The sequence below is a fragment of the Acinetobacter sp. CWB-B33 genome (assembly GCF_039655955.1).
In the GTDB taxonomy this organism is placed as follows: domain Bacteria; phylum Pseudomonadota; class Gammaproteobacteria; order Pseudomonadales; family Moraxellaceae; genus Acinetobacter; species Acinetobacter bouvetii.
On the sequence record NZ_JAGFEU010000008.1, the window covers coordinates 20,398 to 35,276 of the forward strand.

The 14,879-nt window shown below is 48.6% G+C and carries 13 protein-coding genes; 8 read left to right on the top strand and 5 right to left on the bottom strand.

The features are described 5' to 3' along the window. Nucleotides 1-240 precede the first annotated feature (240 nt). The 5 genes from JZ784_RS16435 (at nt 241) to JZ784_RS16455 (ending at nt 5,481) form a co-directional block, all read left to right on the top strand. Nucleotides 241-1,368 (top strand): Re/Si-specific NAD(P)(+) transhydrogenase subunit alpha, encoded by a 1,128-nt coding sequence (locus JZ784_RS16435; protein ID WP_346315630.1) that lies wholly within the window; start codon nt 241-243, stop codon nt 1,366-1,368. A gap of 11 nt (nt 1,369-1,379) precedes the next feature. Beyond that, nucleotides 1,380-1,700 carry a proton-translocating transhydrogenase family protein gene (locus tag JZ784_RS16440; RefSeq protein WP_005012553.1) on the top strand — a complete coding sequence of 107 codons (321 nt, stop codon included), beginning with the start codon at nt 1,380-1,382 and terminating at the stop codon, nt 1,698-1,700. A gap of 3 nt (nt 1,701-1,703) precedes the next feature. Next, on the top strand, nt 1,704-3,158 hold the full coding sequence (locus JZ784_RS16445; RefSeq protein WP_346315631.1) for an NAD(P)(+) transhydrogenase (Re/Si-specific) subunit beta: 1,455 nt from the start codon (nt 1,704-1,706) through the stop codon (nt 3,156-3,158). Between the two features lie 368 nt (nt 3,159-3,526). Then, a complete protein-coding gene (locus JZ784_RS16450) occupies nt 3,527-4,834 on the top strand; it encodes an ammonium transporter (RefSeq protein WP_346315714.1) in 1,308 nt (435 codons plus the stop codon). A 29-nt stretch (nt 4,835-4,863) separates the two neighbouring features. After that, nucleotides 4,864-5,481 carry a hypothetical protein gene (locus tag JZ784_RS16455; RefSeq protein ID WP_346315632.1) on the top strand — a complete coding sequence of 206 codons (618 nt, stop codon included), beginning with the start codon at nt 4,864-4,866 and terminating at the stop codon, nt 5,479-5,481. Nucleotides 5,482-5,535: 54 nt separating this feature from the next. On the opposite strand, the gene rsfS is transcribed toward JZ784_RS16455, so the two are convergent. The 5 genes from rsfS to JZ784_RS16480 form a co-directional block, all read right to left on the bottom strand. Continuing rightward, complete coding sequence (gene rsfS, locus JZ784_RS16460; RefSeq protein ID WP_067669757.1) at nt 5,536-5,937, bottom strand: ribosome silencing factor; 402 nt, start codon at nt 5,935-5,937, stop codon at nt 5,536-5,538. Between the two features lie 91 nt (nt 5,938-6,028). Next, nucleotides 6,029-6,808, bottom strand: coding sequence for a TIM barrel protein (locus JZ784_RS16465; protein ID WP_346315633.1), 780 nt, complete (start codon nt 6,806-6,808; stop codon nt 6,029-6,031). A gap of 39 nt (nt 6,809-6,847) precedes the next feature. Then, nucleotides 6,848-7,723: an NAD(P)-dependent oxidoreductase gene (locus JZ784_RS16470; RefSeq protein WP_346315634.1), complete on the bottom strand. Its 876-nt coding sequence runs from the start codon at nt 7,721-7,723 to the stop codon at nt 6,848-6,850. An 88-nt stretch (nt 7,724-7,811) separates the two neighbouring features. Next, nucleotides 7,812-8,600, bottom strand: coding sequence for a crotonase/enoyl-CoA hydratase family protein (locus JZ784_RS16475; protein WP_346315635.1), 789 nt, complete (start codon nt 8,598-8,600; stop codon nt 7,812-7,814). Nucleotides 8,601-8,728: 128 nt separating this feature from the next. Continuing rightward, nucleotides 8,729-11,536 (bottom strand): ATP-binding protein, encoded by a 2,808-nt coding sequence (locus JZ784_RS16480; RefSeq protein WP_346315636.1) that lies wholly within the window; start codon nt 11,534-11,536, stop codon nt 8,729-8,731. A gap of 154 nt (nt 11,537-11,690) precedes the next feature. Here JZ784_RS16480 and cysM point away from each other — a divergent pair, with 154 nt between their 5' ends. From cysM to rlmD, 3 genes are read left to right on the top strand one after another with little or no spacing between them, the layout of a single operon-like run. After that, the gene (gene cysM / locus JZ784_RS16485; protein WP_346315637.1) at nt 11,691-12,611 is read left to right on the top strand and encodes a cysteine synthase CysM; all 921 of its coding nucleotides are present in this window, start codon (nt 11,691-11,693) and stop codon (nt 12,609-12,611) included. Between the two features lie 22 nt (nt 12,612-12,633). Then, nucleotides 12,634-13,452, top strand: coding sequence for a 3'-5' exonuclease (locus JZ784_RS16490; RefSeq protein WP_346315638.1), 819 nt, complete (start codon nt 12,634-12,636; stop codon nt 13,450-13,452). A 6-nt stretch (nt 13,453-13,458) separates the two neighbouring features. Beyond that, entirely contained in the window at nt 13,459-14,865 is a 1,407-nt protein-coding gene (rlmD, locus tag JZ784_RS16495) for a 23S rRNA (uracil(1939)-C(5))-methyltransferase RlmD (protein WP_346315639.1), read from the top strand. The last annotated feature ends 14 nt before the right edge of the window (nt 14,866-14,879 follow it).

A 14,879-nucleotide genomic window follows, 5' to 3' on the forward strand; every position in this document is an offset into this window, starting at 1 on the left:
CCGAAACTTTAAAACCAGTATAAAAAAGATTCATACCATTAAAAATAAAAATGAATAAGTGTTGTATCGCATCATAATTTTTATGAATCATCAGTTCAAAATATGGGTATTTATTAAATAAATATTGGGTGGTAATTTAAAAAAGTTCAATTAGAATCCAAAAATTCAACAAGAACACACCTGAGGGGAAGCGCCGGTTTTTCGGTGCTTGCTTAAGAAAAATTAGCTTGAGGAACGCTCATGCAGATCGGAATTCCAGCCGAAACTGTCGTCGGTGAAAATCGCGTCGCTGCGACGCCAGAGACAGTAAAGAAGTTGATCAGCGCTGGTCATAATGTGGTTATTGAACGTGGCGCCGGTGTAAAAGCGGCCTACATCGATAGCGCTTATGAACAGGTTGGCGCCAAAATTACAGATGACGCTTATGCTGGCAGTCAAATTATTTTGAAAGTCCGTGCACCGCAAGGTGAGGAAATTCAGAAGCTTGCGCCAAGCAGTTCAGTCATCGCAATGTTTGACCCATACCGCAATCCCGAGTTGGACAAATTTGCTGCTCAGCAAGTGTCTGCATTTGCGCTGGAGCTTTTGCCGCGGACGCTATCCCGCGCGCAGAACATGGATGTACTGTCGTCTCAGGCTAACTTGTCTGGCTATAAGTCTGTGCTTTTGGCAGGGGCTGAGTATCAGCGCATGTTCCCAATGCTGATGACCGCAGCTGGTACGGTAAAGCCGGCACGTGTAGTCATTATGGGTGTGGGTGTTGCCGGCCTGCAAGCGATTGCAACGGCTAAGCGTTTAGGCGCAGTCGTCGAAGCAACCGATTTGCGTCCTACAGCGCGTGATCAGGTTGAATCTTTGGGCGGCAAATGGCTGGATGTGCCAATGTCGGCGGAAGAACAGCAAAAAGCTGCCGATGCCGCTAAAAATGGCTATGGCTGGATGCCGGGTGAAGACTATATCCGTGATCAAGCCATCATCGTGGATAAAGCGGTATCCAATGCCGATATCGTGATTACCACAGCATTGCTGCCGGGCCGCGATGCGCCGCGCCTGATTAAAGCGGAAACCGTTGCCAAAATGAAACCGGGCTCAGTCATTTTAGATATGGCGGTAGAAACCGGCGGCAACGTTGAAGGCTCAAAATGCGGCGAGACCGTGTTGACTGAAAATGGCGTGAAAATTTTGGGCATTCCGAATTTGCCGTCTACCGTAGCGACAGAAGCGTCAGCACTGTATGCGCGCAACGTTTTTAATTTCTTAGACACGCTGTTTGATGCGGATAAAAAATTCGCGATTAATCCGGACGAAGAAATTCAAAAAGCCCTTCTAGTAACTCATAGCGGCCAAGTTCTGCTGAAGCGCGGTTAAGGAGAGTCATCATGGTTGAAACTATTACTATTTTCGTCTTAGCCATCTTCGTTGGTTACTACGTGGTTTGGGGCGTTACGCCTGCATTGCATACACCGCTTATGGCGGTGACCAATGCGCTGTCTTCGATTATTGTGGTCGGTGCAATGCTGCAGACTGTGGGCATTCCAGGCTTGGTTGAAGCGAATGTGCAGTTCCAAAGCATTAATGTTGTGAGCGTATTGGGTGCAGTCGCTGTATTTTTGGCCAGCATCAATATTTTCGGCGGTTTCGCAGTGACTGCGCGCATGCTTGAAATGTTCAAGCCGAAGCAAAAGAAAAAAGAGGGCTAAGACATGGAATTTATTCGAGACTATGCGGATTGGTTCTACCTGATTGGCGCCGTGCTTTTCATTCTGACTTTACGCGGTTTATCTGGCCCTAAAACCGCCATTCAAGGGAACCGCTACGGCATGATCGCTATGGCGATTGCTGTAATCACGACCTTCTTTGTGGCGGATCATCCTGTTGTCTGGATGATTGGCGGCGCAATGGTGTTAGGTGCGATTGTGGGTATTGCCCGCGCGCGGACTGTGCCAATGACGCAAATGCCGGAAACTGTAGCGCTTATGCACTCTTTAGTGGGTTTGGCTGCAGTTCTGATTGCCATTGCTGCGATTCTGCACAACAACCAATTGACTGCTTTATTTGCTCAAAATGAAGCTACGTTAACAGCTGCAGGCGTTGAACATGCTCACATGAGCAAAGTTCATTTATTTGAATTGTTTGTGGGCTGTTTCGTTGGTGCAATTACCTTCACTGCTTCTGTATTTGCTTACGGCAAACTGGCTGCGAAGAAATGGGCAAAAACCATTTCTGGCGGCTGGGTAAAACCTGTTCAAGCTTTGATTTTCCTTGCAATGCTGGTGTGCGGTGTTTACTTCTTCACGACAGGCAACATGAATGCGTTCTGGGCAATGACTGTTCTTGCGCTGGCATTTGGCTGGGTATGGATTGCGCCAGTGGGCGGCGGTGATATGCCGGTTGTGGTATCGCTTTTGAACTCATTCTCAGGCTGGGCAGCTGCAGGTATTGGTTTCACTTTAGAAAACAATATGCTGATTGTTGCTGGTTCACTGGTGGGTTCATCAGGCGCGATTCTGTCTTACATCATGTGTAAAGCAATGAACCGTTCAATCATTAACGTGCTGTTTGGCGGCGCCATGGGCGGTACAGCGGTTGCTTCTGCGGACAAAGGCGAACAAGCGCAGCGCAACCACCGTTCAGGTTCTGCAGATGACGCAGGCTTCCTGATGTCAAATGCGGACAGCGTTGTGATTGTGCCGGGGTACGGCATGGCGCAAGGCCGTGCGCAAAATGCGGTAAAAGAGCTGTGTGAAATTCTGAAAGAACAAGGCGTAAAAGTGCGCTTTGCGATTCACCCGGTTGCTGGCCGTATGCCGGGCCATATGAACGTACTTTTGGCTGAAGCAGACGTTGCCTATGAAGACATCTTAGAGATGGATGAGATCAACTCAGACTTCCCTGCAACAGATGTGGTGCTGGTGATTGGCGCGAATGACGTGGTAAACCCTGCAGCCAAAGATGATCCGACATCGCCAATTTACGGCATGCCGATTTTGGAAGCGCATAAAGCGCGGACCATTATGGTAATCAAGCGCTCTATGGCGACAGGTTATGCGGGCCTTGACAATGACTTGTTCTATAACGAAAAAACCATGATGATTTTCGGTGATGCGAAAAAAGTTGTGGAAGACATGACCAAAGCCATTAATGGCGGCGGGCACTGATGCAATGCCTTCAAATCCCGCTTTTATCAAGCGGGATTTAGGGAGAGTTAAACCGCCTTCGGGCGGTTTTTTATTTCGGGTGTTTTTAACTTTGTTTTCAAGACGGGGTGTTATGCATTTTCAGAGGCCGTATTTGGTGCACTGCATGCCGGCTGAGTAGAGTTCATCCTGAAAAAATGAAAGAATAGAGGAAAAATAAAATTTATAAATTTGGATACGGCATTAATTTATAGCTGAAACATCAAGGGCGGCAAGGCCTTGCATCGGCTTTACAGGGTCATGCAACTGTTCCAATGATTATATGGCATCGTTTTTGCTAAAAATGAATTATTCCGGGGGGATCATTTATGAAAGTAAAAGCAATTTTAATGGGGCTATGCATCATATTTGCAGCGCCAGCGATGGCTGCAGAGAATACAGCTGCAAATATTCAGGAAATCCGCATTTCGCTGGATAGTGTCTGGGTCATTCTAGGCGGTATTTTAGTCTTTTTCATGCAGGCTGGATTTGCCTTAATTGAAAGCGGTTCTGTCCGCAGTAAAAATACCGTCAATGTTCTGATGAAAAACTATATGGATACATGTCTAGGCGGATTGGTGTTTTGGCTGGTCGGCTTTGGCATTATGTTCGGAGTCAATCACAGCGGTTTTTTTGGGCAAAGTCATTTTGCGCCGAATAATTTAGATGACTGGAATTGGAATTTGCTGTTTTTCCAAATGATGTTTGCGGCTACCGCAACCACGATTGCCAGCGGCGCAATGGCAGAGCGCATTCACTTTGTGGCTTATGTGGTGAGCGCGACGATTGTGAGCGGCTTAATTTATCCAGTCTTCGGCAGCTGGGCGTGGGGCAGTCTATTTGGCGGCGAGGGGTGGCTGAAAGCGCTGGGCTTTATCGATTTTGCCGGCTCAACGGTGGTTCATTCGATTGGCGGCTGGGTGGCGCTGGCCGGCCTGATTGTTCTAGGGCCCCGTTTAGGCCGTTTTGGCCGGGATGGCAAAAGCCACTATTTGCCAGGGCATAATTTAACATTAGTTGCCTTGGGCGGTTTTGTCTTGTGGCTGGCCTGGTTCGGCTTTAACGCAGGCTCAACCATTCAAGCCAATGTCAGCATTGGGCGTATTGCGCTGAACACCCATCTGGCGGCCTGCGCGGGGGCCGCAGCCTATATGGCGCTTTGCCTGATCCGCAAAAAAGCGATTTTAATCCGCAGCACCATTAATGCTTCTTTAGGCGGCCTTGTGGCAATTACGGCTGGCTGCGCCAGCATGACGCCTGTTTTCGCCATTTGCACAGGCCTAATTGCCGGATTGCTGGTGACTGTTGTGCCGGTACTGATGGAACAATTTAAAATTGATGATGTAGTGGATGCGGTTGCTGTGCATGGTTTTTGCGGTGCTTGGGGCACCATTGCAGCCGGTATTTTTCTTGAAAACAAGATGTTTAATGGTGCCGTGATTTCAATTCAATGCTTGGGCGTCATGGCTGCTTTCCTTTGGGGCTTTGGTGTTGCCTTTATTGTTTTTAAAGTGCTGGACAAAGTGCTGGGCGGGCTGCGGGTCAGCAAACAGTATGAACAGCGCGGGCTGGATTACACCGAACATGCAGAGCTGTCTTATCCTGAATTTCAAAAAGATGTCACTTTTGAAACTGATGGCATGACCCAGCGTCATTAAACCAAGCGCTATTTTGAGGGGGGGACAGTATGAGCAGTGAAATTTTAAATCTGATGCAGCGCCGTCAAGCCATTGAGCGCGGCTTGCAGCAATATTTCAATGGCACAATGCTGGAACGGGTTTTAGCGCATTGGGAGCAGCAATACAGCGCAAAGCCGGCATTTGTTTTAAACCGTTTTCTCAGTGAAATCTGTACGACTGAAGAGTTGCGCCATTCCCGCAAGGACATGCTGCGCCAAGTGCTTCAGGCGTTATCTGAAATGGAAAAACAAGAACTGCTGCAGGGCGTGCAGCAAGCCAAGCCTGCTGCCGAAGATGAATTGATTTCTGTTGAACTTATTGATGCTTTCAGCCGGTTTATTGCTTTTGTGCTGGATGCTGTTGCTATGAAAGATTTGACCGATTTTGAGCAGGAAATTCAGTTGCAGCTGCGGCAGAAAGGATTTGCGCAGCATTCTAAGGAGGCGCTTGGCAGTCCAGAATTTGCAGCTTCACTGCCGATATCCAGCTATGCATTTATTATTACTGCAGTTTATGAAATTTTTTGCGAATTCTATGGGCCCATGCGCGCAGATCAGGTCTATGCGCAAAGCAAGCTGAAAATTAAGTCCCTTTATCCTGATGTGGATTTGCATCAGCTGCTGTAAATAGCCGGCAATAAAAAAGCGGTCATGATTGACCGCTTTTTTTAGATTTGCTGCTTAAGCGACAGACTCAGGAGCTGTGCGCCAAAGGCTTTCCAAATCATAGAATTTTCGCGCTGCCGGCAGCATCACGTGCACAACAACAAAACCGAGGTCAATCAGAATCCACTCAGCATCACGTTCGCCTTCAACACCAATAGGACGGAAGCCAGCTTTGCGGGCTTCTTCAGCAACATTGTCTGCAAGAGATTTGATATGGCGGGTAGATGTACCGCTGGCAATCACGATTGCGTCTGATACATTACTGATTGAGCTGACATCAAGCTCAACAATTTCTTTTGCTTTTACATCTGCAAGTGCTTCACGTACAACTTCAAGGCAAGCCTGTACGTCTTTCTTTTGGGTATTAAGAGTTAGATCGTGAGAATTAGAAGCGCTGGGCGATGGTTCTAAATTCATGGAGGGTCTGATTTCCTGACAATTATTCATGCTCTAATATAGCGGTTTTAGCGCTGAATTTCAAATCAGCGCCATATTTTGACCAAAGAATTTATGCAAAGTATTTGTCTTTCCACGCAAAAGTTTTTTCGGAGGCTTGGCTTGGGCGGTATTCTGCAGCGGTATAGCCTGCATAGCGGCTTTGCTTCAGCCAGCTGAATATCGCCGCATAATCTATTTTTCCTGTGCCTGGCTCGTGGCGCGCCGGGCAGTCCGCAAACTGAATATGTCCAATAGAATCAATGTTTTCTTGCAAACCTTCTAAGACATCTTCACCCATCATGGCCATATGGTAGCAGTCATACTGCATCTTCAGGGCCGGGTGTCTGACGGCTTCAAGAATCTCTTGCGCCTGCGCGATATTTTGTATCAAAAAACGCGGCATATCGGTGCCGTTAATCATTTCAAATACCGGCCGAATACCATGCGAGCTGAACATTTGACAGGCCATTTTCAGGTTGGATGCAAGGGTGTTGAGGCAGGGGAGTAAATCCGCATCGTGCGGCTGCTTGCCAGCCAGTATATTGACACTTGGAACCTGCAACGCTTTGGCATAGGCGATAGCTTGCTCTGCGGCCTGATGGAATGCTATTTCTTGGCCGGGAATGCCAGCCAATCCATTGCCGCCCTGCATGAGATCTCCGGCAGGCACATTGATTAGGCAAAGGCCTAAATTATGCACTGTCAGCTGAGTTTGAATCTGTTCAATGCTCAACTCATAAGGAAACTGAATTTCGACATGGTCAAATCCCTGAGCGCGCGCTAAGGCAAAACGCTCGATCAGCGGCACTTCGGTAAAAATCATCGAGAGATTAACGGCGAGTTTGATCATGCAGGACTCCTTGCGCAACGGCGGTATAAATTCAGCTTATCAGGATTCGCGCTGTTCTACATGCTGAATGACAGTGGATAGATCTTTTTCCGCAAAACCATTCGCCTGATGATTTTGCAGCTGCCGCAGCGCCAGCTCGGCAACAGGAATCTTCAGCTGATGCGAAGCCGCCAGCTGAACCGCATTATTCAAGTCTTTAGCGAGCGTTTGCACTTTCCACTGCACAGGCTCAAATGTATGGGACGCCATGCGGGGGGCTAAAATTTGAAAAGGTTTTGAATCGGCAAATCCGCCAGCCAGCGCTGGAGCAAGCAAGGCTGTATTTACGCCAGCTTGTTCTGCCAAAGCAACGGCTTCAGCAATTAAGGCGCTGTTGGCTGCGACAATCAGCTGGTTGCAGATTTTAGTCGCTTGTCCTGTGCCTGTGCCGCCCATGCGGGTCACGCGCTGCGACAGCACATTATATATTAGAGTTAAATCTTGAATGGTTTGCGCATGGCCGCCGGCAAAAATGACTAAGGTGCCTTGTTCTGCGCCTGCTGTGCCGCCAGAGACGGGCGCGTCAATCCAGATGACTTTCTTCTGTTTTGCCTGCTCCGCCAACTGAAGGGTTTGTGAGACAGACAGGCTGGAAAAATCGACAAGGACCTGTTGTGCTTTCAAGAAAGGCTCAATGTGCGCATACACGGAAGCGGCTGCCGCATCATCCGCCAGGCAGGTCAGAATGAGCGGATACGCTCCAATATCCTTCAGCGCGAGCTGAGCTGCGCCCATATCGATCAGTTCATCGCACGCGCTGGCTGTGCGGTTCCATACTGCAACGTCAAAACCCGCCTGAATTAAACGGGCGGCCATGCGGCTGCCCATCAGGCCCATGCCTAAGAATGCAATTTTGCTGCTGCGGTCAAAACTCATGCTGTCCCTCTGCCTATCCGTCAATTTAGAATCAGCAGAGGATTTGATTCCGCTGATTTATGCTGTTTGTTCTGTGCGCTGTTTGAGCTTATCGATACTGGCGCGGTAAAAATTGAACGTCTGGGTTCTTGTCCTTTTTGCGCGCAAGCTTGCTGTTTTTGCCCAGCAGCAGTTTCAGCTGCCAGATTTTTTCCAAGCGCAGGGATTTATTGGGAGAATGCTCCATTGCGTCCAATACACGCTTGACGGCAGCCAGCGCATCAGGAGAACGGTTCAGCATTTCTGCGGCTAAAGCCTGCGCCTGCGTCAGCGGCGATTCATCCAAATGGGTCACTAAGCCAATGTCTTTGGCATAGCGGGCATCAAAAATACGCGCAGTCAGTGTCAGCTCTTTGGCTAAATCCAATCCAATGATGCCTTTAATGGAGCGGGTAAGTCCCATATCCGGCACGAGTCCCCAGCGGCTTTCCATAATGGACATTTGCGTGCTGGGATGCGCAATGCGGATATCTGCAGCCAAAGCCAGCTGCATGCCTGCGCCAAAACAAAAACCTTCAATAGCGGCAATCACAGGAACGGGCAATTCCTGCCAAACTAAAAATGCTTTTTGAAAGAGGCTTTGGCCCGGTTTAATCAGTTCCCAAGCGGCATAAGCGGTATTTTTAGGGTTGTTTAAATCGGTGAGGTCAATGCCTGCGCTGAAGACCTGCGCTTCACCGGTCAAAATGACACAGCGGATGGAACGGTCTTTTTTGATTAAATTGGCAATCCGCACCAGTTCTTTCAATAATGCAAAACTCATTGCATTGCGCTTATCGGGGCGGTTTAAAGTGACCGTTGCAATGCCGTTGCTTTTTTCCAGTTTAACCAGTGCCATGCTTAAAAACTCTTATTTTTGACTTGCTTTGAGCATAGCATGAGGCTTCATTCTATTCATGACAGCGCAGTCACAAATTGCAGGCTGCATTGTCACTGCGCAGATAAAGCCAGGCATCAGCATATGCTTTAGGGTTCAGGTTTATTTAAAATCTGCAGGGACGCATGCTGGACTTGAGCAATCACATTTTTCAGCTCGTCTAAACGGTTGAGGACTTCCTGTACAAAAGCATCATCCGCCTTGCGGCGCTCTTTGCGCAAGGTTGATACGAACTGCTCAAAACCGCCCGTCGCGTCCTGCAGCGCCGGAGCGCCGACGTAGCGGGTTGCGCCGTACAGGCGGTGCAGCACGTGCTCGAGCTGCGGATAGTCTTCCAGTTCAATCAGCTGCTCGATTTCATGCAGCTCCTGATCGAAGCTGTCATTCAGCATTTTCAGCAAATCAGTCGCCAAATCTTCTTTATTGGCGGCCAAATGAAGGCTTTGCTGCCAGTCTAAAATATTGGGGTCAAGCGCATCAATCACCGCAGTGCGCTCTAAAATCGGCACTTTTTTGAAGCTTTCGGTCGTCCAGTGAGTGAGGATCTGGATGATCTGCTCCATTTGAATTGGCTTGGTGACATAGTCATCCATGCCCACCTGCAGCAGTTTTTTCTTTTCATCTGACAGCGCATGCGCGGTTAGGGCAATAATCGGCAGGCGCTTATGATTTTCAAAGGTTGATTCCAGTGAGCGGATGGCGCGGGTGGTGTCAACGCCAGACATGACAGGCATTTGAATGTCCATAAAGACTAAGTCAAAGGCTTTAAGTCCTTGTTCATAGCGCGATTGGATGATTTCGATGGCTTCCTGTCCGCTCAGCGCTTTGGTTGTGGTGACATTCAGCTCAGACAGCAGCGCCTCTAACACAATCAGGTTGGGCAGATGATCATCGACGGCTAAAATATGCAGGCCTTGGCCATTAAAGTCTTCGTGCTCATTTTCGTCAAATACAGCTTCATTGCCAAGCAATTGAATCAACGCGCTGCGGCTCAGCGGCTGGTGCAGCGGGCGGGCGCGGTATTCGGTCAGCATGCCTGGATCAAGCAGCATCTGATAGCCGTATACGGCTAAATGGCCTGTATAGCGGCTGCGGATTTCCTTCAGCATGGCTTCAGTGTCACCGCTGTGATCGACGATCAGCCAAGTATTTTCAGCATGGCGCAGCTGGTTCAGCCGGCTGAACAAATCTAAAATGGACTGCGCTTCAATATGCTGCACAGCATAATTTTCTAAATAATGGCGCAGTACGTTGGCAGTGGCCGGGTGGGCTAAATAAGACACCACTTGGGTATTGCTGAATTGAGGCAGCGGAGTTTCTTCTTCTTCATTCACGGTGAACATTGCCGTAAACCAGAAGGTTGAGCCTTTTTCAGTCGGCGCGCGCTCTTGGTTGTCTTCAAAGCCAATCTGGCCATGCATCAGGCTGACCAGCTGTTTAGAAATGGCCAAGCCTAAGCCCGTGCCGCCAAATTGGCGGGTCACAGATGCATCGCCCTGCGAGAACGATTCAAACAGCTTCTTGCGGTCTGTGCCGCTGAGGCCGATGCCGCTGTCCTGTACGCTGAAATGCAGCAGGCATTGTTCGATATCATCATGTTCGATGCGCACGCGGACAATAATTTCACCGTCAGGCGTAAATTTGATGGCATTGGAAATTAAGTTGGTCAAAATCTGCTTAAAGCGCAAAGCGTCGCCAATGACATGCTTCGGCACATTGTCAGCATAATAGAAGGTCATGTTGATGTGCTTTTGCGCCGCAAGCGGCGACAGCATATCCATGACATCAAATACCGCTTCTTCTAAGTCAAACGGAGCGGTTTCCAGCTCCAGTTTGCCGGCATCAATTTTGGAAAAATCCAAAACATCATTGATCAGCGCCAATAAATGCGCAGAAGACTTGCGGATGGTTTGCAGATACAGATTTTGTTCATTGCTGAGGTTGCCTTGGCGCAGCAGCAGGTGAATAAAGCCATCAATGCTGTTCAGCGGCGTGCGCAGCTCATGCGAGATATTCGCCAAAAATACGGATTTGGACTGGTTGGCGTGAATCGCTTGGTCACGGGCCTGGCGGTAGGTAATATTTTGAACTTCTAAAGTATCTAAGGTTCTGCGCAAGTCATCTTCAGTCTGTTCAGTATGCTCGCGCAATTCCAAAAAGCTGAAATGCAGGCGCTTCACCACATTGGCAATGTCGCGCTGCAGCAGGCGCAGTTCGCCGGTACTGTTAATGATCATGTGCTGATCCAAGGTATCGGCGTTTAAGCGCTGCAGCTGCATGCGGATTTCGTACATGGGCGCAATCCAGCGCCGTGAATAGAAGTTTAAGCAGAGCAAAAGCAGCAGCAGGGTCAGCAGACCAGTCGCAACCAAAACAATTAAAACGCGGTAATGCGCAATTTCCAAAGGCTGATTGTCCAGCTCGACCATCAGCCAATAGGGGGTATTGGTTTCATCACTGATTTTGGCGGCGTAAATATTGCTGCTGTTGAATTTAATCGGGCCGATAAAGCGGGCTTTGGAATCAATTTTGGGCCAGGTTTCTTGCCCTTCAGGGCCAATGTTCAGGCGGTTCATGCCTTTGCTGTCCACAATGGCTGAACGGTTCAGATGCTTTTCATTCAGCATGTTCTGCATGCTGAAACGCGCCTGATCAAATTGCCACGGATAGTGAATCAGCAAATTCAGCGCGCTTTCCGCAGTCGGCTGGTAGCGGGTTAAAATGGCAATCGCCATCTGCCGCTGCTGCGCTTTGGCCGCATTGGAGGTTTCAGTCATTACCAAAGCTGCACCTACGCATGCCAAAATGGTAATCGGCACGAAAATCAGTGCAATCAATTGTCCATAAGCATGGTTTAAGTGTAGGCGTTTAAAAAGCTTTTTGTTGATATTTGACATGATGCAAGCAGTTTATTCCTTATGCACCGCATATTAGCATGGATTATTTGAAACTGACTGCGCTTTAATCACTTTCGCGAAAAAGCCATTTCAAATGGGTGCAGGAAAAGTCATTTTTTCATACAATAGGCGCACCTCGATATAGGTGCGAATAATGAGTAACACATCCCCTGATTTCCAAGCAGACGATTTTTTGTTAGACCACTATGTAGGAAAGACTCCTTTGGTGCGTCTGCAGCGTCTGGCAAGTCACACTCAAGCAACAGTATTGGTTAAGCTGGAAGGCAACAATCCTGCGGGTTCTGTCAAAGACCGGCCAGCCTACAATATGATCATGCAGGCGGAAAAACGCGGGCAAATTAAGCCGGGTGACACGCTGATTGAAGCGACGAGCGGAAATACAGGGATTGCGCTGGCGATGGTGGCAGCCATGCGCGGCTATCAGATGAAGCTGATTATGCCGGCAAACTCCAGCCAAGAGCGCAAAGACGCGATGCGCGCCTATGGCGCCGAGCTTATAGAATCTTCCAGCATGGAAGAAGCGCGTGATATGGCTGCGCAAATGCAGCAGGATGGCGTGGGGCTGGTATTAAACCAATTTGGCAATCCAGACAACTCAGAAGCGCATTATTTGACGACGGGTCCAGAAATTTGGCAGCAGACCGGCGGAAAAATCACTCATTTTGTCAGCGCGATGGGCACCACGGGAACAATCATGGGGATTTCAAAATACCTCAAAGAACAAAATCCGGATATTCAAATTGTCGGCCTGCAGCCTTCTGAAGGTTCAAATATTGCCGGCATCCGCCGCTGGCCGAAAGAGTATTTGCCGACAATTTTTGACCCGTCGCGTGTAGACCGCATTATGGATATTCCGCAAATTGAAGCGGAAAAAACAGCACGCAAATTGGCGCGCGCTGAAGGTGTCAGTGCGGGAACCTCTTCAGGCGGCGCAGTCTGGGCCTCCATTAAGCTGGCGGAAGAAAATCCTGAAGCTGTGATTGTCTGCATTGTTTGCGACCGCGGCGACCGTTACCTGTCTACGGGCTTATTTTCTGTAGTTGATGCCGATTAATTTCAGGCTTTTGTGAGTGCTTATGCGTTTACCTGTTTTAACTTTTGATATCGAAACATTAACCGATGTAAAGTCTGGGGCGCATTTGTACGGTCTGGATTTGCCCGAAGCAGATTTGAACAGCGCATTGGCTAAATTGCGCCGTCAGGAATCCGGTACGGATTTTCAGCGCCTGCCTTTGCATGAAATTGTCTGCATTTCCGGACTGTGGCTGGATGAACATGGTATGAAAATGTTTTCATTCAGCCGTGAGCATGATTCGGAAGCGGAAATTTTAACAAAATTTTTATCGATCTTTGACAAGCGCCATCCAACCTTAATCAGTTGGAATGGTTCGCAATTTGATTTGCCGGTGATTCTTTTCCGCGCCATGTATCATGGCCTTTCTGCGCCAAGTTTATTCGATCAGGGCGAGATTGATACGCAAAAGCGCTATAATAACTATCAGAACCGCTATCACCAGCGCCATGTTGATTTAATGGACGTGATGGCCATGTTTCATGGCCGCCACTTCATGAAGCTGGATGATGCAGCGCATTTGCTGGGTTTTCCCGGCAAGCGCGGTGACGGCGCTTACCGTGTGCCTGAATATGTGCGCGGGCAGCAGTGGCAGGCGTTGACCAGCTACTGTGAAGGCGATGTGCTGAATACATGGCTGATTTACCTGCGCTGGCTGCTGCTGAAAGGCCAGCTGCAATTGACTGATCATCAGCATCTGGTGCAAAGCACCATCCAGTACCTGCAGGCTTTGCCGCAGCATGCTGAATTTTTATCGGTTTGGCGTGAAACTTCACGGCAGACAGAATTCACTCAATTTGATTTCCCACCCCCCACACATTAGGTCCGCATGAAACATAGAGCCAAGCCCGCAAAAGCCCAGCAGCCTTCTTATATCTTCCAGGTTGAGTCGCTTTCACATGAGGGGCGGGGCATCGCGCATTATGGGACTCATCCTGACCATCCTGCGGATAAACACGGTAAAAAAGTTTTTATCCGTTATGCCTTGCCGGGAGAAACTGTATGCGCGCGCATTACCCACGCGGCGAAACGGCTGGAAGAAGCTGACAGCATTGAATTGCTGAGTGACGCGTCTGAAATGCGCGTGACGCCCGCATGCCCGCATTTTGGCGTCTGCGGCGGCTGCAGCATGCAGCACATTCATCCGGATGAGCAAATCCGCTTAAAACAGGATGTGCTGAAATCGCATTTAAGCCATTTTGCAGGATTGCAGCCCGAAGAATGGCTGGTGCCTTTGCGCTCTTCACGTGAAGATTACCGCCGTAAAGCGCGGATTGGCGTGCGCTATTTGCCGAATAAGGACAAACTGATTGTTGGATTCCGGGAAAATGCCAGCAATCAGCTGACGTCAATTGACCGATGTTTGGTGCTGGATCAAAACTTCGGTTCGGTTACGCGGCTGAAGCAGTTAATCCAAAGTCTAAAAGGCAAGGGTGCGGTTGGTCATATAGAATTGGCGATGGGTGATCAGGATGTTGCCTTGGTGATACGCCATACTGAAAAATTAAATGATGAGGATGTCAACCAATTACAGCAATTTGCGTTACAGAAGGGTTGGCAATTGTATTTGCAGCCTGCAGGTCCAGGCAGTTTAGCCCGCATTGATGACCAGAGCTCAGACATGCGCCTGCATTACCGTTTGGAAGAGTTTAATGCAGATTTTGCGTTCAATCCTTTAGATTTTACGCAGGTGAACTCTACAATTAATCCGCAAATGGTCAAGCTGGCATGTGATTTGCTTGAATTGGAGCAAGGCGAGCGTGTTCTGGATTTATTTTGCGGATTAGGAAATTTTTCTCTTCCGCTTGCGCGCTGTGTTGGTGCGCAAGGTGAGGTCATTGCGGTTGAAGGCAGTGAGGAAATGGTTCACCGCGGTGCAGAAAATGCTGTAAATAATGGCATTGATTGGCTGAAGTTCTATTCACAAGATTTAACAAAAGACTTTTCGCATCATTCTTGGGCAAAAGAGGGTTTTGATGCATTATTGATTGATCCGCCGCGTTCAGGCGCAGAAGAAATTATGCATTATGTGCCCAAATTTGGTGCAAAAAGAATTGTTTATGTTTCATGCAATCCAGCGACTTTGGCTAGAGATGCAGGAATATTGGCGCAGCAAGGCTATCTGCTGAAAAAAGCAGGCGTGATGGATATGTTTACCCATACCGGTCATGTTGAATCGATTGCTTTGTTCGAACAAGAAAATAAGCCGAATGATTTAAGTTATAATGAAGAGTAAAAAAGTAGGAGTAG